The 19255-nt window shown below is 60.4% G+C and carries 18 protein-coding genes; 3 read left to right on the top strand and 15 right to left on the bottom strand.

Translation table 11 applies throughout. The features are described 5' to 3' along the window. Positions 1–45 precede the first annotated feature (45 nt). From ACCD03_RS15950 to ACCD03_RS15880, 15 genes are all read right to left on the bottom strand, one after another. Positions 46–1185: a DUF3800 domain-containing protein gene (locus tag ACCD03_RS15950; RefSeq protein WP_413412246.1), complete on the bottom strand. Its 1140-nt coding sequence runs from the start codon at positions 1183–1185 to the stop codon at positions 46–48. Positions 1186–1304: 119 nt separating this feature from the next. Then, entirely contained in the window at positions 1305–1823 is a 519-nt protein-coding gene (locus ACCD03_RS15945; protein WP_413412245.1) for a YkgJ family cysteine cluster protein, read from the bottom strand. A 128-nt stretch (positions 1824–1951) separates the two neighbouring features. Next, positions 1952–3826, bottom strand: a complete 1875-nt coding sequence (locus ACCD03_RS15940) for a hypothetical protein (RefSeq protein WP_413412244.1) — start codon at positions 3824–3826, stop codon at positions 1952–1954. Continuing rightward, entirely contained in the window at positions 3826–4323 is a 498-nt protein-coding gene (locus ACCD03_RS15935; RefSeq protein ID WP_413412243.1) for an ABC-three component system middle component 2, read from the bottom strand. Before ACCD03_RS15935 ends, ACCD03_RS15940 begins: the two co-directional genes overlap by 1 nt. Further along, positions 4320–5444, bottom strand: coding sequence for an ABC-three component system protein (locus tag ACCD03_RS15930; RefSeq protein WP_413412242.1), 1125 nt, complete (start codon positions 5442–5444; stop codon positions 4320–4322). Before ACCD03_RS15930 ends, ACCD03_RS15935 begins: the two co-directional genes overlap by 4 nt. Before the next feature lie 1299 nt (positions 5445–6743). Beyond that, a complete protein-coding gene (locus ACCD03_RS15925; RefSeq protein WP_253535981.1) occupies positions 6744–7694 on the bottom strand; it encodes an NAD-dependent epimerase/dehydratase family protein in 951 nt (316 codons plus the stop codon). Beyond that, positions 7691–8698, bottom strand: a complete 1008-nt coding sequence (locus tag ACCD03_RS15920) for a fumarylacetoacetate hydrolase family protein (RefSeq protein ID WP_253535983.1) — start codon at positions 8696–8698, stop codon at positions 7691–7693. Before ACCD03_RS15920 ends, ACCD03_RS15925 begins: the two co-directional genes overlap by 4 nt. Beyond that, a complete protein-coding gene (locus tag ACCD03_RS15915; RefSeq protein WP_253535985.1) occupies positions 8695–9291 on the bottom strand; it encodes a cupin domain-containing protein in 597 nt (198 codons plus the stop codon). Before ACCD03_RS15915 ends, ACCD03_RS15920 begins: the two co-directional genes overlap by 4 nt. Beyond that, positions 9288–10097 (bottom strand): cyclase family protein, encoded by an 810-nt coding sequence (locus tag ACCD03_RS15910; protein ID WP_253535986.1) that lies wholly within the window; start codon positions 10095–10097, stop codon positions 9288–9290. The genes ACCD03_RS15915 and ACCD03_RS15910 overlap by 4 nt, the downstream gene beginning before the upstream one ends. Then, positions 10094–11266 carry an MFS transporter gene (locus ACCD03_RS15905; protein WP_325654136.1) on the bottom strand — a complete coding sequence of 391 codons (1173 nt, stop codon included), beginning with the start codon at positions 11264–11266 and terminating at the stop codon, positions 10094–10096. Before ACCD03_RS15905 ends, ACCD03_RS15910 begins: the two co-directional genes overlap by 4 nt. A gap of 16 nt (positions 11267–11282) precedes the next feature. Further along, a complete protein-coding gene (locus tag ACCD03_RS15900) occupies positions 11283–12413 on the bottom strand; it encodes an FAD-dependent oxidoreductase (protein ID WP_325654134.1) in 1131 nt (376 codons plus the stop codon). Beyond that, on the bottom strand, positions 12410–12778 hold the full coding sequence (locus ACCD03_RS15895; protein ID WP_045205012.1) for a Rieske (2Fe-2S) protein: 369 nt from the start codon (positions 12776–12778) through the stop codon (positions 12410–12412). The genes ACCD03_RS15900 and ACCD03_RS15895 overlap by 4 nt, the downstream gene beginning before the upstream one ends. A 17-nt stretch (positions 12779–12795) precedes the next feature. Continuing rightward, entirely contained in the window at positions 12796–13752 is a 957-nt protein-coding gene (locus ACCD03_RS15890) for a VOC family protein (protein WP_045205011.1), read from the bottom strand. Positions 13753–13780: 28 nt separating this feature from the next. Next, positions 13781–14941 (bottom strand): alpha/beta hydrolase family protein, encoded by a 1161-nt coding sequence (locus ACCD03_RS15885; protein WP_045205010.1) that lies wholly within the window; start codon positions 14939–14941, stop codon positions 13781–13783. Positions 14942–14962: 21 nt separating this feature from the next. Then, positions 14963–15895, bottom strand: a complete 933-nt coding sequence (locus ACCD03_RS15880) for a transporter (protein ID WP_045205009.1) — start codon at positions 15893–15895, stop codon at positions 14963–14965. Positions 15896–16200: 305 nt separating this feature from the next. Between ACCD03_RS15880 and ACCD03_RS15875 the strand changes: the two genes are divergently transcribed. The 3 genes from ACCD03_RS15875 (at position 16201) to ACCD03_RS15865 (ending at position 19233) form a co-directional block, all read left to right on the top strand. Next, positions 16201–17157 (top strand): LysR family transcriptional regulator, encoded by a 957-nt coding sequence (locus tag ACCD03_RS15875; RefSeq protein WP_045205008.1) that lies wholly within the window; start codon positions 16201–16203, stop codon positions 17155–17157. Beyond that, on the top strand, positions 17154–18107 hold the full coding sequence (locus ACCD03_RS15870) for a LysR family transcriptional regulator (RefSeq protein ID WP_253535989.1): 954 nt from the start codon (positions 17154–17156) through the stop codon (positions 18105–18107). The genes ACCD03_RS15875 and ACCD03_RS15870 overlap by 4 nt, the downstream gene beginning before the upstream one ends. Before the next feature lie 115 nt (positions 18108–18222). Next, positions 18223–19233, top strand: a complete 1011-nt coding sequence (locus tag ACCD03_RS15865; protein WP_045205007.1) for an ornithine cyclodeaminase family protein — start codon at positions 18223–18225, stop codon at positions 19231–19233. The last annotated feature ends 22 nt before the right edge of the window (positions 19234–19255 follow it).

The raw sequence follows: 19255 nt of genomic DNA, 5'->3' as shown, positions 1-19255 counted from the left end.
CGCGGCGGAAGCGGTCTAAGGGATGCGCGGACAGGAGAGCAGACACTACACATGAAGCCGCGCAAACGCGTCCAGGCCAATATCCTCTTCTCGGTCCACAAGACCAAAGGCATCGACGATGGCGTCTGCCATATCGTCCTTCACGCCGCGTTCCGCGACATGGTTAAGTCGTCGATTAACGGCGCCGGCAATAAGGTCCGCAAGTTGTACAAGCACGCTGTCATGGGAGCGCACTGAAACGACAGAATCAATGCTGGCTCGCCCCTCGAAGACTTCGTCATAGCGCCTTTCCACCGCTGCTTTAAGGTCACTACGGGCAATCTCATCTAGCGAGGGCTCCTCATCAAGCGTCACCGTGACGGCTAGAGGTAGGCCGACACGAGCGCTACCTACCTCATGTTCCAAGCCTCTTACGAGCATGAACTCGTGCAACCTTGCTACGATGTCCTCGACACTTCGGCGGGACCCCTCTCTCTCGTATGAGATGACCTTGAAGCTGAGAAATGCTCTGTGGTTGACTACAACATTGAGCAATTCTTGGAGAACGTCTGCATCTCTGGCGCCAAGCTTCGCAAAGTGAATTTCCCTATTGGCCCAAACAGATGTCTTTTGCCATGCCCGCACGGCTTGCGTAACCTCGTACACCGCTCGTCCAGCCAGCACCCATATTGCCGCCACAGTGACGAAGCGCTGCGTTTTCCCTGTTTCGTCAGCGAAAACCTGGACAACACCTCGGGATGCAGCGTCGGCGACGACGTCCGCTTCCATCGCTTCTTCGTTTCGTCGCCGGTGTCTCCGGATAGCATCATCAGCAAGGTACAAACCGTACTCGTTCTGAATCTTCGCGCGGGCCCTAACAATGAGATGGAATCGTTCCAGCCTGAAGAGATTCTGAGGCAAGATTCCGTGATTGCTGTATAGCTCTGGTTGGAATTGTTCCCAATACTTGATAGCCAAGGTCACGTCACTGTTTCTCGTGTCCTTGTACAAGTTAAGGATGAATGCCACCCTGGTCCGCGTTGTACTGAAATCACCTGCAGCAAGAGACTTCAATAGCGCTGCCTTTTCCTTTTCGACCTTGGCGAGCTTTTTTGCGAGTGCCTCTTCGCCTTCGGGTGGTGCGGCGGCGTCAACACCTTCATCCTGTTCTGCTGGAAGACCAGCAAAGATGTCAGCTTCTGGCATTTGCACTCCGGTGATTTGCGTGGCCTGCGAAAGCAGCGACCACAAGTCAGTGGTTTGCAGCTCAGCATCTCAACGCGCGCTGCCTGACAGGAACTAGCCTGTCCGCCACCGCGCCGAACTCAAGGGAAGAAGTCTCGGATGTCACCATGTATGCCACCCCCGTCCAGGCGGGTGACGGAGCGGTGAGCCTCCTTTGCAGCTCCAAAGGAGACCATTGGCATCTCTGCCAAGTGTGCTCTCTCTGGGGCGCACCAATACGCGTTCAAATTGAAGGACAGGTGATGCCGGCACATGAATGGTCGAACTGAATATATCGAACAAGCACCGTCCGCCAAAAATGGGCACGGCACTCCGGTGAATTTGTCCGCTGGATGCCGAACTGGTGTTGATAGTCGTTTATATCCTCGCCCGGTTTGCTCTTCGATAAGCTGCGCTTCGACCTCGGTGATGTTGACGTTGATATGGCAGCAGTCGCTGCAGCCGCGTCTGCAAGCTACGAAAGGACCGGCAGCGTCGACAAGCTTGTCGACCAGCGCATAAATCTTGCGCAGCTTCGGACGAGCGCCACTGTTCATCAGCGTCACCGTTTTGCCAATCGAGTCTTCCTCCTCCAGCAGTTCTTTGGAGACGCTTGCCATGAACAAGTCTCGCTGCTGCAGCGCCTCAGCGCGCGCTTGCTCTGCGTCAGTCGAACCGGCACCACTTCTCTCATGCATGGATAGTTCGCTCCCCGGAATATGAATTGGTTACAACTGACACAGCACGCTCAGGTTTGAGCGGTAACGGCAGGAATTAGTGCGGCTCGCTCGCCGCTGTTGGCAAACTCCCCCGAAAACCATTCGTAGTGAACTTCGTCCGCGACGGACGTCGGCGGCTCCTTATTTTCAATCACAATTATTTGCACGTCCTTTGGTACGCGCGTGAGCGAATGCCAGAAACCTGCTTCGACGCCGGCTTCAATTGGCTCGTCAGAGCCTGACACTTCCTTGGCTGCCTTCTTCTTATAGCTGGTTAGCGGAGAGTCGATTACTACTACACCGGGGTGAGGAAGTTGGTTTGCGGCGCAGAATCGAAGGAGACCGATAACAAAGGCCGAATAGAGCACCGCCCGTACACCTTTGCCGTGAGATTGGCGCGCTTGCCCATCGACAACGATGTCAAACTCCTTCTCGTCAAAGGTAACGCGAGGCGTGCCCTTCCAGTGCCACTCGGCCAAGACCTTTTCGATTTCTACGCAAAGGCCACGCAAAGGCTCAGAAGGCAACGCATCCCATTCTTGCTTCACTTGACCGCGCTCAGTGAGGGAGGCTTCAATATTTGCTCGGAGTTCGAGCAGACTTGACCAGCGCTCACGTTCAGCGCGCTCAGCTTCTTTGTCGGCACGTAGCTCGACTAGCAGCTCAAGGCGTTTTGCAGTGTCATCCAGCCTCGGTGCAAACGTCTGGGTAAGCTCTTCTTGGAGAAGCCAAAGAGCAAGCTCAGCGTTCTGCTTTTCATCGCTGAGTTCGTCCCTCCGCAGCTCCAGACTACCGATTGCTCTCGCAAGGTCGGCTCTGTGCGCAAGAATCTTTTCGGCCTCAGCAGTCGCGGCACGTCGAATCGACTGTCCGTCGGTCGCCGTATCAGTCCCCTGTTCCTCGGTATGCCCGTGTGGCATCTTCTGCTCGCAGAGCGGACAAGGGACCTCTTGGAGAGAGCCAAAATAGTGGGCGCCTTCGCTGAGAAAGTCCAATCGCTCCAAATCAGTGCGATACCGTTCGTTCAGAAGGTGATACTTTGAAAGTATTTCTGAAACGCCGAGCAATTGCGAATCGGCGCGTACGCTCCGTGTCATTGCCGCCTGAGACTTCTCGCGCAAGGCGGCGGTGGCGCCAGTAACCGACTCAAGCTCTTGGGTCAAGATGCCAATGAGCTCGTCGAATTCAATTGACGGAGCCGTTGGCGTATCTCTATCAGATGCAGCGAAGCGTTCGTTGAGCGGTCGCAGCAGGTCATCGACAAGCTCGAGCTTCGCCTTAAGGCGTGCTTTTACAACCTCGTCCTTCTCAGCTGCGACAATGCCGTCGTCATCCTTGCCAGAGAGCAGGAACGAGAACATGCGCTTGCGAGCCGTATCGTCGAATCCTGTTCGACCTGTTACAGGAGACTGCTCATCAATGATGGAGACTTCGTCGACAAGAAAAATCGGCGCGAGCACTCGTATGCTTAGGCGTTGCGTTTCGCCTCGAACATTCTTGCGCAGCCGAGCCTCTTTGATGCCGCAGAAGGGAAATATTACAGAGGTGACGTCGGGGCCTTTGCTCGTTCCTTTTCGGACTGGAGCAATCTCCTTACCCACCTCCTTGATGTCCTTAATTTGCGTTTGGTGCGCTAGTAGGTTCCCGCCTTTAAGGGGACGCTCAAGCGTGAGGAAGCCCTGCTCGGGGTTCTCGAATTCGACGAAGAGATGCGTATATTGCGCCGCTTCCTTGAGATTATTTTTTAGTTTTTCGGCGCCAAAAATATAGTCTAGGCAACGCACCAGGAAGCTCTTACCGGTATCAGACTCGCCGGCAAGAATGTTTGCGCCACTTTCGAATTCAACGTACGCGTCGTCAACACCGTGGCCACGCAAAAGTATCTTTCTTATCCGAAGCATCATCACAAATCCAGTAAATCAACCGCGGTAATCTGGTCAAATTCAGCACCCCAACGACCGACATTACCTTCCATAAACGAGGTAAGCTGCTCGTTCGTGTAACCACCAAAGACTTTGATAGTCCATAGTGCTCGGCTTTGCAATTCTTTCGCGTATGGTGACTTTAGAAGATTTATGAATGGCTCTGTTAAATTCGTCGCCCGATACAGGAATCCATCAGAGGAGAAAATCACTTTAACCAATTCTCTTGAAAGCATCTGATTAAGGCCGGCTTGTATCAAGCTGCGTTTCACAAGAAGCTCCGTCCCTCGATGAGGCACGGCCGGATGCAGGCTCGCCGGCCCATCATCGACATCTCCAGAGTGCACAAGGAGGTAGTCGTAGGAAACAATCCGCTGGAGGTCTATTGGAGCGGCCTTGGACGCGTTCAGAATGAACAGGGTACGCAACCCATACTCAAGGGCAGAATTGAATGGCCTCACGTGCTGGCGTTTGCTCATGGGTTACACCAGTCAACTAGGTTCTCATTGGCCAACTGGTGACACATGCCTTCACGGTCCTTGGTGGTGACGTGCGGTGCGAGAGGATGAGCCCCCAACTGTAGAGATTGCGCAGCTTGTACCGTACTTTTCATACGGGCAAGTGGCTGCGACACATGGTCGGTGTAGGCGTAGTAGAGACCATTATCGAACTCGTCTAGCAGAGACTCGAAATGCTCGGGGTCCATGTGGTCACGAGCGAGCTCCTTGAGGCCTTCAGCGCAGTAGAAAGTGACACGTGAACGCTCGAAAATCTTTTGGTGCGCCTGGCTGTGCTGAAAGTCTGCGGCGGCCTGAACAGGGGTGCCCATGTCATGACCGATAACGCGGTACAACTGCTGGATGTACCGTGTCTCCGTAGCCGCCACGGTGGAGGGTGGGGATTGGGGCGGTGGGCGGTCTATTAGCGGCGCGCCGAAGACCGTGAGGTGAAACTGAGTTTTCGCGTGCTCTGCGAGTAGCTCATGAGGTTGCTTCGCGCGGAAAACACTGAAGTCAAACTCTTCTATGTGCTTCTTGAGTTCCGGGGTCAGGGTGATAACGTGCTTTGTGGTGATTGACTTGGCGTAAGTGTCCCAGTTCGAAATGATTTCCTGCTTAAGTTTATCTGGGTCGTCGAGAAGGTCTTGGAATGGAGAGGTTATGCCTTTGTGCGTCACAAAATAATACTTTTCCGGCGCCGTGTAGTCCCCCTCGTGAGTGTAGAACAGCACCTTCGCGATTTCGCCGCCCGCCTTTGGCAGACCAAGATTGGCATCATAGTGCTTGCATTGGTATAGATGCCATCGCCTAGGTTTCACGTCGACTGGGTCGAGCCATACGATAACGTCCCGCCCCTTGTCGCCAGAGCCGCCTCGCTGCTGCACTTCGACAACATTCAATTGTTTGGCGAGATAACCAGTTGCCCATTCGAGGGTAAACCGCTCGAATTCAGTCGCACCAAACTGAGCAAGGCGGTCAATAGAAGAAACCGGTAACCCTAAGCCCAGTCCCAGCAAGCGAGCATTCGCTCCTGGCCACGGAGTAGGGTCAGGCAGCGCGCTAAAAGCAGCACTGGCTTTTTGTATTTGATTCTTCGCCACGGCGCACCTCCCCCAGAGGGATTATGTTCGCTTTTTTGGATATTCTAGCCGGCCCGAGGGGAGCAAATTCAAAATCAACGACAACCCCTGCCGATGAGGGGTGCGGCGATGCAAATCCGCAGGTTATTTGGCGAACGGCTTCAGGCCGAATTTTTGACGCGTGGCTAGCTTGCTCGCTGACGAAGCGCAGCGGCTCGAGTCAGCATGAGCGGGTTGATAGTCGGGACAGTGGCAATGGTCTCGAACCACTGCTCGCGCTCCAGAGCACGAACCACTTGGACAAGAGTGTGGAGCGACGAGCCGCTGCGTATTGGCGTATTGGCGACTGGGAGCGACGCTGGCGACATGGCGTGGCAGGCAGGCCGCGCAGGCCAGGTCTTAGATGTAACGCGCAGTAGAAATCCGCCGTTAGTCGACGAGGGACGCATTCGGCGATATACGCATCTCGATGCGCGAGTGAAGTTTGACGCGGAGGTGGGAAAGCGCGCTCAAATGCGCTGGGGGCGCGCTGAGCGCATGAGATGGGTTCTGTGGAGAAGAACAGCAGACGCAAACCCGGACGTCTGCCTTCCTAGCTTGGTGTTTCAATTAGTTGTTGCGCCGCCCCGGAAACCCAGTGGTCATAAGGCATTCCGGGACAGCGGCGCAACAACTTCGGGAACGCGGCGCAATAACTATTTCAAATCGCTAGAATGTGGCGAGGAAATGAAAGCGTTTCAAACTCGCTGAAAAGTTTGGATTCTGGGGGGCGAGCCCCTCCAGAAACCGCTGTACTGCAAGGCTTTAAGCACTACGTAATGTTTGCGGGCGCGCCAGCTTGGCGCGGTGCTTTTTACCCCCGCTTAGCACCCTGGTTTTTCCTCCGCTCGCGAGAATGTTATGTGGCACGTGCGCTCCCTTCAGTAGTGGAGCAATACATCTCGCGTTTCGTGATGTGTACGCCAGAATGACCTCAACGGGCGCCGGCTGCAAATCATCGACGTGCGTCAACTTCCATCGCTAATAGTCGTCCCTCCGTCCACGACGATGTGTTGACCCGTCATAAACCATCCGCTGGGCTAGCAAGCATGACGGCGACACCTGCGATTTCATGCGGTTCTCCCACGCGCCGAACGGGGTCAATGACAGTCGCCAGCTCTCATGTGTCAAGTAGGTCGATCGCTCACGTGTGCCCTTCCATAGCGAGGCGCGTCAACAATCTGGAACGCTTCTGACCCGCATGGATGATGCGTCGATGCTCACCGATGCTCTATTAAAAATATGTCGCCGAAGGCGGCCATGTGGGCTGGCTGAACCATTTCAGCCCTCCATCAGCGCCCGTTCGATCAACGCCTCGACAGTGCCGTCGTGTTGAAAGCCAGCCGCGACAGCGCGACGATCGATCAGCGGTGGCTGGCGGCCAAACAATCGCTCGATCCCATCCTCGGGGGCATAGCTGATTTGCATCGGGCCGAACCTATGCGTCAGCGCGTCGACGAGCGCACCAACCTCCAATCGCAGCACGGGGGGTGTCCAGACGCGCTCCGCGTGTAGACCGTCCGAAGACAGCCGCGCAGCATGTACCAAGTTGTCGACGCAGCAGGCACGCGACATCCACCATGCTGTTGCCGATGGCGAGACAGGACATACATAGGGTTGCCCGTGCTGAGCGACGCGAAAGATCGCACTCATGAAGGCGGAGCCGTGTCCTAGGGACAATCCGGGCCGCGCCACGATGCCCGGCAAGCGCAACGAGCGGCCATCGACCGAGCCGCGACGCGTCCAATCGGCCAACAATTGCTCGCCAACTAACTTGTGCACGCCGTAACTGATGGTGGGGTGTACCGCCGAATGCTCGTCCATGTGCGACGGCAGAGGGACTCCATAAACCGCGACACTGCTGGCAAAGACGACTCGCGGCACGGTCCCATGAACGCTCGGCTGTTTTGCGAGGCATTCGAACAACGCCAGGGTGCCATGCAAATTAATACGGTCGCCCAGATCCCGATTGGCTTCGGCCTGTGCGCCCGGCACACTCGCCAAGTGAAAGACGAGATCCACGGGCTTTGACAGCACAGCATCAAGTGTGTGCGGCGTGCCAAAGTCTCCGTTGATGACAGTAACGCGCGCATCCGCGGGGATGGCGTCGATCTGTTGGTCCACAAGCAGCAACTCTGTGACATCGCCTGTGGTAGCGACCCCATCGCGCAATAACCGGCGAACCAACGCTGATCCTACGAAACCATTGGCACCCGTCACCAAGGCTCTCATCGGTGTTCCTCTTTTGCGCTAGCGGCACCCGCTTGAACAACACGCTGCTCAATGATGCCGAACGGCATCTCACCTTCTGCGTCGTGCGCCATCATCCTGACCCGATCGCCGAAGCGCATGAAGCCAGTCTTGGCTTCGCCTTCGTCGATGATCTCGATCACACGCCGCTCTGCAATACATGCCGATCCAGCTGTGCGGCTCACATTCGATACCGTGCCGGAGCCGATGATGGTTCCAGCGGACAGTTGGCGTGTACGCGCGGCATGTGCAATGAGGTCGCCAAAGCTGAAATTCATTTCGCTGCCACATGGATGACCAAACCAGTGACCATTCCATTCGATATGCAGACGCAGTTGCACGCGGCCGTCGCGCCAATTTCCGCCCAACTCGTCGGGCGTGATGGCGACCGGCGCAAAGCTGGTCGACGGTTTGGCCTGTAGAAACCCAAAACCTGTCTTCATCTCGCGCGGCCCAAATGCGCGCAGGCTCCAATCGTTGATCTGCACGAGCAGGCGGATGTGCTCCAAGGCCTGCGTGGCAGAGACGCCCATCGGTATACGACCGACGACCACACCAAACTCGCCTTCGAAATCGATACCGTCGGCCTCACTGGGCAACGGCACATCCTGCGTCGGGCTGAGAAAGTCGTCGCTCGCACCCTGGTACATCACGGGGATGGTGGCGAAATCTGGAATCGGCGGCGTATTGAATGCGCGCTCCATCAGTCGACCGTGGTTGAGAAACGCCGAGCCATCGCACCATTGCGGACTACGCGGCAGCGGTGCCAGGCAAGCGGCAGCATCAAATGCACGTGCATCAGCAATACGCCCCGCATTGAGATCGTCGTAGCGCGCCTGCAGCTTGGGCGCAACATGCTCCCAACGCTCCAGTGCATCGATCAACGTGGCGGCAATTGGGGTGGCATCGACAGCGCGCTGAAGATCGCGCGACACCAACACAAGGCGACCATCGGTTCCCTCGCCGGGCAATGTGGCGAACTTCATTGCGCCTCCCGTTGCGTCCGGGCCTGCAATGCCTCGGCGATGGCCGGGTCGTACACGCCGTCGATCAGCACGAAGAGCATCCTGCATGGCCGGCTGGAGCGGTTGGCCCAGGCGTGATTGGTGCCGCGTTGAATGACCACGCTTCCCGGTGCAAGCGCCACCTCGGAATCATCGAGCACCAGCGTCATCTCGCCATCGATCACCACGCCGTAGTCGATCGATTCCGTGCGATGCATCAGCGGATGCGGCGAATCGGCGCGCACGGTAGATGCATGTGCATCGCCCACCTGGGTGAACGCTTCCTGCATCCGGGTCGCGCCACGCGCCAGGAACTCCGAGGTATCGGGCGGAATATCGACAAATCGGAAGCGCGTGCCTTGCTTTGGCGGCGGCAACATCAGCGCGCCCACGGTGGGATCCGCACCGTTGTCGATCGGCACCGGGTTGCCCGACGTGCTCCACACTTCGTGGAACACCGTGCCGGGAATGGCCGCAATTTCCACCACGGTCGGCAATGGCCCTTGCGAGACGATCACCGCGCGCCCGTCGGCGTCGTTGCCCGTCACGATACGTTGAATTGTTGGAAAGCTCATGCAATGTCCCGTTCAGCGTTAAAGATGGCGACCGCGCGCGTCCACCCTGCGGATGCCCCGCGAATCTTGTGCGGAAAGCAACTGATGACAAATCCATGCGGAGGCAGGGCCTCGAGGTTGTGCAGCTTCTCCAGATGGCAGTAGCCAATGTCGCGACCGGCCTTGTGCCCTTCCCAGATCAGTGAGGTATCGCCCGTCTCGGCGATCTTCTTGGCGGTGTAGGAGAACGGTGCATCCCAGCTCCATGCATCGGTTCCGGTCAGGCGCACGCCGCGTTCGAGCAGGTACATCGTCGCCTCGTAGCCCATGCCGCAGCCTGCGTTGACGTAGTCGTTGTGCCCATAGCGCGCGCCCGCCCGCGTGTTGACCACGACGATGTCGAGCGGCTGCAGCGTGTGGCCGATGCGTGCAAGCTCTGCCTCCACATCGGCGGCCGTCACCACGTAGCCGTCGGGGAAGTGCCGGAAGTCGAGTTTCACGCCGGGCTGGAAGCACCATTCCAGCGGAACTTCGTCGATGGTGATCGACGGTTTGGCCTCGCCAAGGGTGGCGTCCATGGTCGAATGGAAGTGCCAGGGCGCATCGAGATGCGTGCCGCTGTGCGTGGTGAGCGTGACCCACTCGGCCGCAGCGGCTTCGCCGTCGGGGTAGTCCTCAGGCTTCGTGCCGGGCAGCATCGCCATGAACTCGGGCAAGGTATCGGCATGCTTCTGATAGGTGATCTTCGGTGCCAGCGGCGGCGGGTCGGAGAGCACGTCGTTCTCCAGATAGATGGAGAGATCGACAAAGCGTCGAGTTGGCTTCATGCGGAGGCTCCTGCGGGCACAGCGCGGCGCTCAAGACGTGAGAAACACAGCATGGCGGCAATGGCCATCAAGACAGCGGCGATGCCAAGGCTGCCGTAGCCAAGAAACTTGACCAGCGTGCCGCCAAGGATCGGCCCGACGGCGGCGCCAGTCATCAGCATGGCGGGCGTGGCGGCCACGGCGCGGCCGGTGACGTCCATCCGGGCCAGCACGCCAAACGCGAAGGTGTGCGTGAAGATCATGACGGCAACGAACACCGCGCCGGCCGCCGCATACGGGGCCAGCGCAGAACTCTGCGTGATGACGAGCGCAAGTGTTGCCTGCACGAGCGGCCCACCCAGCACAACCCGCCGGGCCGGCACATGCAACTCCAGGAACCCCGCCATTGGCGCTGGCAGCAGGTTCACCAACCCCGTTGCGATCAATACGGAGGTGACGGCGGCCAGGCCGAAACCTCGATCCACGCCAATGCGTTCGACAAAGCTGAACACCATTGCCTGGGTCACTGCCATGCAGGCCACGCCCAGCATGCCGCTCCATACGGCTGGCGAAAAGCTCGGCTCGGCAGCGGACATCTCAAGGCGCGGCGCCTCAAGGGCCGGAAACGCCGCCGCACACAGCACGGCGGCAATCGCCATGACACCCGCGAAGACGCGGAAGAGGATCGGTCCACCGTGCAACGCGACCAAGCCCGGTGTCACACCCAGAAAAGCGATGGCAAAGCAGCCCAGCGCCAAGCCCGCCGCAGCAAACAACCGATGCGGATTGCGACTGCGCCCGATCGTGCCGTGCGTAAAGCTCAGGCTGCATCCCACGGCGAAACCCGCAACAGCATGCAAACTTGCCATGGCCGCATAACTGTCGCCCACGGCTGCCATGCTGAGAAACGCCAGCATGGCCACCCCAAAGCCAGCAGATACAGAAGCACGGGCCGGCAGACGATTCAGTCGTGGCGCGAAGACTACGCTGCTTGCCACCGCCGCCGCTAAAAACAACGTTACCAAGCCACCCGCCTCTTGCGGGTCGAGGTGATAGCTTCCGATCAGGGTGCCAACCCACACCGGCAAGGCGACCATGTCGACCATGCCGGCGCAATGTGCAGCCAGTAGCGCGAACGTGCCCCGGCCGCCCAATCGCGCTGCGCCGCCGGTCTCAAGATTCGATTCCATGGAGGTCTCCGCCGTGTCAGATGGCCTGTGCCAGGCTCATGAGCGTGTCGCGCATGATGCGGGCGTGCTCGGCCTTGTCACCGCCGGCAATCTCGATCTCGCCCAGGCGGCCGGAGTTTTCCACCACCATGCGGCAACGGTCCCAGCGGCGATCCTGGAAGGCTTGCAGTGCGGCATCGAGCGTGGCAGCGCGCTCCAATTCCTCGGCTAGCACGATGGCGTCTTCCAGGCCGATACCGGCACCGGCCGCCATGTGCGGTGTGGTCGCGTGGACCGTATCCCCGATCAGCACGATGCGGCCGCTGAACCACGGGCGCGGCATCAATAGGCTTTCCAGTGGGCGATAGTTGATGAGCGACTTTGCGGAGATCTGCGCGCGGATGGTTTGCATCAACGGCGCGCTGAACGGTGCGAGCAGATCCGACAGCATCTGCGGCCAACGTTGCGGGTCGATGTACTCGTTCGCCTCACGGTCTTCGGTCACGAACAGGTACATCTCGTCTTGCGACACGGGGTTGACGCCTGTCTTGACCTTCTGCCCGAGCCACATCGTCGCGCACGTAATGTCTGCGGGGCGAGGAACCACGGCACGCCAGACACCCTGGCCGGTGTACTGCGGCGTGGGTGCATTGGGAAACGCTGCCTCGCGCACCTTCGAGTACAACCCATCGGCGCCGATCACGAGGTCGTAGCGACCTTGTGTGCCATCGGTAAAGGCAACGTCCACCCCGTCGGCGCGTTGCTCAATCGCCGTGAATGTGCAGCCCAGGCGCACCTTCACGCCCGCAGCGACTGTCGCCTTGGCCAGGATGTCAGCCAGCGCCGGGCGCATGATTGCGCCGCCGCCCGGCACATCTGGTCCGGCCACACGCGGCGTGGGTAGCTGCCCCAGCGCCTGGCCGCTCGATGTGAAAAGATTGACGCCATCGCCACAATAGCCGCGCTCTCGGAATGCATCGAGTACGCCAATAGTTTTCAAGGCGCGCAGCGTTGGGCCACCGATGCTGATGCCGGCGCCATAGGCCCGCCATTTCGCATCAATCTCGACCATGTCGATCTGCATGCCGAGCTTGGCGCATTGGATGGCTGCGGCCATGCCGGAAAAGCCGCCGCCAATCACGAGGATCTTCTGCACTGGGGATGTCATTGTGGTGTCTCCTTGTTGTCTGGCATCAAGAACACGGTGCCGTTTTCGGCCACCTCGATCTTGATGGGCTCCAGCGCTTGTCCCAGGCAGGGGCCAAGAACGCAAACGCCGGAGCCGATATCGAATTGCGCGCCATGCGCATGGCAGACGATGCGGGTGCCGTCGCCATTGAGGTAGGCATCTTTGCGCCATGCCATCGGCGTTCCGCCCTGATGCGGGCAGGCATCACGGTAGGCATGAAGTGCCTCGCCTCGCCGCACCACGAAGACCGTGTCCTGGCCGATACCGCGCGGGTCAAAACCACGCGAATGGCCATCGATCAACTCATGCAACTGGCATAGCGGTACGCGGTTGGATGTCGACATGGCTGAGTTCAGATCCCTCAGGATGCGGCGTGCGCCGCATCGGTTGCCGGCGGACCGCCCGGTGCCCAGTTCTCGCGATGCTGGAACAGGAACAGTTGCGAGGTGTCCGCCCCCATGGGTGCTTCGCGTGCGATCCAGTCGGTATCGTGCAAGTCCATGTCGGCGTCGTATTCCACATGGCAGCCGAGCGGGCTGTTGAAGTACCAGAACCAGTTGGAGCCGAAGCGATGGCGCCCCGGGCCCCAGAACGATTGATAGCCCTTCTCGACCAGTCGCGCCCCGGCCTGCATCACCTCGGTCGGGCCGCCCAGATGGAACGTGAAATGTTCACAGCCCTTCATGAATGGCGGCGTCTCGATCATGAAAAGCGTGTGGTGGTCGAGCGTGCCGGCAGGGCGCAAGAAAGGCCCCACGCCGACAAAGCGATCGGTGCAGACAAAGCCCAGGCGCTTGACGTAGAACGCCTCCGCCTTCGCGGCATCCGGCACGAAGTAGACAACGTGCGAGAGCGTGCGGGCCTGCACCACGGCATCGCCGTCCACGCCTACAACGTTCGCCGGCCGCTGCGCAGGTGCGCCCGGTGCGTTGACACGCTCCGCCGGTAACTCCAGCGGGCGGCGAACCGTCACCTGAAACGCCAGTGCAAAGCCCGCATCGTCCACAGCGTGGATGGAGCCATCCGCATGGCGTTCGACGGGGCGGTCTTTCTGCAGCTCTGCGGCAATCGCCTCCAGCGTCTGCTGGTCGGCCACGCCGTAGATGGTCTGGCGTAGGAAGCTCGCGGTGCCGAGCGAGGGCGGCAAGGTCGCATCGTCCTTGTGCGCAATGCGGATGAACGTGCCGTCCAGCGCCTCGAAGCGGCCTCCGGCGGCGGTCACGCCCACCGGCTTCAGGCCGTAGTCGGTCAGATATTGCGCGCACGCGGCAACGTCGTCGACGCCAAACAGCAGTGCATCGGGTCCGATGATGTTCATGGTAGTCCTATCGGTCATGGGTTGATGATCAGGGGGCCGTCCGGCCGCCCAGTGTTTCTGCGACCCAGTCGGCGATGTAGGCACCAGCGTTGGCCGAGTTATCGAAACTGCTGTGCTGCACGCCGCCTTCGCGGTCGGTAAAGATCTTCAGCTCGCGCTTGGGGCTGTTGACGAGTTGCTCATACGTGCGGTGGGCCCAGTGCACGGGAATTTGCGAGTCCTTCTCGCCATGGGTGACGAGAAACGGAACACGAATGCGGTCAAGCACGCCATCCAGATGCACGTTTTCGGCAATGCGCATGAAGGTGTCCATGTCGGGCGCGCCCCACACCCAGCGCACGTGTTCCCAGTAGTGCGGCACGGGAAAGCTTCCCTCGCGCGCCAGGCGCTTTTTCTGCACGTCGCGCCAGTCATGGTTGGCGCCCCACACCACGCCGCATGCAAAGCGCGGCTCGAAAGCCACCGCGCGCGGACAGTAGTAGCCGCCGAGTGAAACGCCTTCCAGGCCGATGCGTTTCGGGTCGATGTCATCGCGCGTTTCCAGCCAGTCGACGATCTTGCTGGCCCACACTTCGGTGTTGTAGACCGCATGCATGTCGTGCAGGCGCAAGGCCTCGCCCGTACCAGGCTGATCAACCACGAGCGACGACACCCCACGCCGCGCCAGCCACTGCGGCAGCCCGACGCGGTACTTCATCTCCTTGGTCGAGTCCAACCCGTTGATCTGCACGAGAATCGGGGCCCGCCCGGTCACGCCCTCCGCACGGACATAGAGCGCAGAGAGATGCGCATCGCCATACGGGATCTCCACGCGTTCGCAGTTTTCGCCCGTCGCGGCAATGCCCTTGGCAAACACCTCCAGAAAGCGCTTGTACAGCTCAAGACGGCCTTCCGCGCCGTGCGCTTGCAAGCGCTCGCCGGTGAGGTAGTACGTGGCGGCACGGTTGTACTTGTCGCCGGCGGACAGCGTGCGCCCTCGCGCTTCGTCCTCCGCGGCCAGCTCGCACAGCTTGTCGGCCATGCGCGACCACGTTTCGCGAAACGCGCGCGTACCGGCGGCATCAGGCTGCTTGGCGGCCTCCTGCAATGGTGCGCACATCGCCTCAATTTCGCCGATGCGCGCCCCCATTTCAATGGCAAGATCGACGGACAGATTCCAGACGTAGTTCGTAGGGAAATAGCGGAACATCCCGATTCCTTTAATGCGTTTTCAGATGCCGTTGCCCGGGCCAGGCGGCTTCGCCCACAGCGGGATGGCGATGTTCAGCCACACTGCGCTGCTCTTGGATGTGTTGGCTGCATACACCCCTTGCTGATAGTTGATGTTGATATTGAAGGCGCCCGCGTCGTACGCAATGGATGGCCCCAGTGCCAAGCTGCGGGCACGGTTGTTGGCGACGGTCGCGCCATTGAGCTTGTCGTCGGTGAACTGGTTCAGATAGCCGCCCACCACGCCGACTTTCCATTTGCCGAAGTTCCACCCCGCCGTGAAATCCGCCACATAGGCCGAACCCGAGCGGTATCCGGTGTCGCCGTTTTCCCGGTTGATGAGCAAGCGGTTGGTCATGCCAACGTCAATGCCGTTGGGCACGTTGTAACGAAACGAGAAGACCGGCTGCCATGACGTGTAGCCCACTGCCACGCTTGGGCGGTCCTGGTTGTATGCACCGTTGGCGAGCGCGATATCAAAGCCCGTGACGATGGCGAGGTTGCGCGTGACCGACCACTTCAAGATGGCAGGCGATACCGTGATATTCGACAAGCCGTTATGGCGTTGGCTCTGCCCGACAATGTCCGTATGCAGCGAGACCACCGGCACAACCAGTTGGGAATACAGACCCGCACCCAGCACGGTGACCGGATACGCCGCCAGCAAGCGCGTCGTCATCGACGGCGCAGAGATACTGAACGGAATCGGCAGTTTGTTGCCGCTGTTGTCGTATAACCCGTTGGAGTGGCTGTAACTGAATTGCTCCAGCACGAACAACCCAGGGATCGGCGGCATGGCTGCGATGCTGGTGCCCGCAGCACCGGCCGGATACGGCGAAACGCCCCCTTCAAATGCATTCGCGGTGTTCGACGCCAGCGCGGCCAGCGTCATGCAGCCTGCGGCAGTGCACGCCGCGGCTAGTCGTTTGCTCATGTTGTCTCCTCACTTTTCGACACCTCGTGTCGGGTGTCTGTCTTGTCGTTGAATGCGCGCAACCAAGCTGCTGCTGCCGTCTATTTGGGGCGCACATCATCCTGGGTTGTGCACCGCAATTCGCGTGTGTGCCAGGACGGGTTTAGATTAAGATGCCCTCGCGAATGGCTCAAATTGATTGTTTCCATCCGCTGTATTGGCGCCCTGAATACTTTCAGGGGAAACCCTAGCGCGAGACCGCAAGACCACGCTGCGGGGGTTGCCCCAATCGCTTCGGGAGAAGACCTTCAACGGAGACGGCGCCCATGCGCTTTAACAAGCTCAACCTAAATCTGCTCGTCGCCCTCGACGCTCTCCTGACCGAACAGAACATCAGCCGCGCCGCAGAGAAGGTCCATCTGAGCCAGGCCGCAATGAGCAATGCGCTGGCGCGGCTGCGCGAGTACTTTGACGACGAGCTGCTGGTCCAAGTCGGCCGCAAGATGGAACTGACGGCACGTGCAGAAGGCCTGAAAGACCCCGTGCGCGACATCCTTGTGCGGATCGATGCCACCGTCGCCGCACAACCGGCCTTCCTGCCACGCCAATCGGATCGGATCTTCCGCCTCTTGGTCTCGGACTACACGACGATGACCCTGATGCCGCATCTGCTGCGGCTCGCATACCACCAGGCACCGGGCGTCCGCTTTGAACTGCGCCCGCAGGTCGCATACCCCGAGCGTGCGCTGGAGCGCGGTGAAGTCGACCTGCTTATCATCCCCAAGGACTACTGCCCGGCCGAGCACCCAGCCGAGGTCGTGTTTGAGGAAACCTTTTGTTGCGTGCTGTGGGACCAAAGCCCGCTGGCCAGGGGCGAACTGACCGCCGAGCGCTACATGGGCGCCGGCCACATCGTCGTGCAGCCGGGGGACGAACACTCCGCGCTGGAGCAATGGTTCATGCACAAGCTGGGCATCGTCCGACGGATAGAGACCACCACATTCAGCTTTGTGGCACCCGCGCACCTGTTGATCGGCACCGACCGGATTGCCACCATGCACAAGCGGCTCGCCGCGCAGGCCGTCCGCAGCCTGCCCATCACGATTCGCCCGGTGCCGGTGCCCATTCCTCGCATGGAGCAATCCATGCAGTGGCACAAGCACCGCAGCGCCGATCTTGGCCTGCGCTGGCTGCGTGCGCTTATCAAGGAAGCGGCGGCGGCCATGGACGCTGCCGCGCCTGGTGCATCGCCGCCGGTATCACCGTCCGCACCGCAGCCATGAAGCCGACACCCTCGCCAAAGCCCGGCAAGGTGGTCATGCCGGACATGCTCAGCACGCTACCGATCATCGACCCACGCTGGCTGCTGTTTGTACGCGTTGCCGCATCAGGAAGCCTGAGCAAGGCCGCCGCGATGCTCGATATGCCGCAGTCCATGGTCAGCCGCAACATTGCACAGCTTGAGCAGCAGTGTGGGCAGCGCCTGTTTCGCAGAACCGGTCGCGGTGTCGTGCTCACAGAGTTTGGTGAGCAGACACTGCCGCGTGTCGCCCGTCTTGTGGATGAGGCCGACGCTCTTGCCGATGACATTCGCAATGCGCGCGGCCAACCCGTTGGGGAGGTGCTGGTCGGCTTGCTGCCTTCGGCGGTCGGGCAATTTGCAGCGCCGCTGTTCGCCGCCGTGCGCGAGCAGCTGCCCGGCGTGCGGCTACACCTGGTGGAAGGTGCCAGCGCGCAGCTTGAAGAGCAATTGCGGGACGGCCGGCTCGACATGGGCATTGTTCTGCGGGAAGACGAGGCGAGCATTGGTGACGCACACGTGCTTGCGCGCGTACCTCTGCATCTGGTTGGCCGACGTGGGGATGCCCTTGTCAGCAAGAGCGATGTCGCGCTGACCGCGCTGGCCGGTGTTCCTCTTGTCGTACCCAGTCGCCCTCATCTGTTGCGTGCGCGGCTGGATCGTCTGGCCACAGACCACGCCTTGCCACTGCAAGTGGCGGTAGAGGCCGACTCCGTCCGCCTGCAATACGAGATTGCCGCAGCCGGCGGCGGCTACGCTATCGCATCCGTGCAGCCCGGCATGCTGGATGCGCGGCTGGCGTCGTCGCAGATCGTCCAGCCTCTGCTTGAGCGCTTCGTGGTCTTGGCGGAATCCCCGCTCCGACCCCACACGCGGGCCACGCTGGAAGTGCGCCGCCTGATCCATCGCGTAGCGGAGTCTCACATCACCTGAGCGGCATCTTCCGCAGCTATCGATCTGGTGCATAGCTGCTTTCGCTGTCAGGCAGTACCTCGCGCAGGTGCGGCCTTCTATAGTCGGCTGGCCGTTGACTTCCACGCCCAGCGCCATGTCCGACCTGCAACCGAGCGAACTGCTCGCCCCCACGTTGTTCCTGAGCGATGCCGATGTCGCATCGCTTGCCGACTGGCCTTCGGCCGTCGCTGCCCTCGCCAAGGCCTACGCTAAACCCACGTCCGACGCCATGGTGCCGCCGCGCTCGATGGCACGTGGTGACGGCATCTGGCTGCGCAGCCTGACCGCCGTGTCGCCGGCCGGCGGCCACATGGGCTGCAAGCTGATCGCGGCATCCCCGCGTGCGCGCCGGGCAAGTTACCTGATCTCGTTGTTCGATCAGAAGACCATGGCCCTGAGTGCATTGGTCGATGGCAACAGGGTCACCGGCCTGCGTACGGCAGCGACCGTGGCGTTGGCGGTGGACCTGCTAGCACCCAATCGGCCGCTGCACGTGGCGATCATCGGCTCTGGCTTTGAAGCACGCAATGCACTCGATTGCCTGCGTGCGGTGCGCACACTGCAATCCGTGCGCGTATACAGCCCCACGCCTGCGAGCCGCGAGCGCTTTGCCGAATCGTTTCGCACTGCACTGGACATCGCCGCATCGGAGTCGCCTGAAGCGGCTGTGGAGGGTGCGGATATCGTCATCTGTGCCGCGCGCAGTCGGGACGAGTCACCCGTCCTGCGCGGCGCGTGGCTGTCGCCGGGCGCTACGGTGGTCTCGCTGGGTTCCACGCTGCCGGAACAGCGCGAAGTCGACGAGGAAACGATGGCGCGCGCCGCCTGCATCGTGGCCGACATGCCACAGGAAGTCGCCCACGATACTGGCGATGCCATCGCCGCCTCGCGTGCAGGCGTGCCCATCGCCAGCAAGCTGGTGCCGCTCTCGGCGCTCGCTGCGGGAGAGATCAAGCCCCGCCAGGCTGACAGCGACATCGTGCTCTACAAGTCTGTCGGGTCCGCGCTTCAGGACATCGTCATTGCCGAGATGCTCTTTGCACATGCCAAGGAGCAAGGGCGCGGCGTGCCCCTGCCGGCCAGCATTGTTCCGATCGCCAAATAAATCACCCCCACATTCCCAAGGA

This window comes from Ralstonia sp. Ralssp135, assembly GCF_047304345.1.
Taxonomy (GTDB): domain Bacteria; phylum Pseudomonadota; class Gammaproteobacteria; order Burkholderiales; family Burkholderiaceae; genus Ralstonia; species Ralstonia chuxiongensis.
Note: the sequence above shows the minus strand (reverse complement) of the source record. Positions and strands in the feature narration are given on the sequence as shown.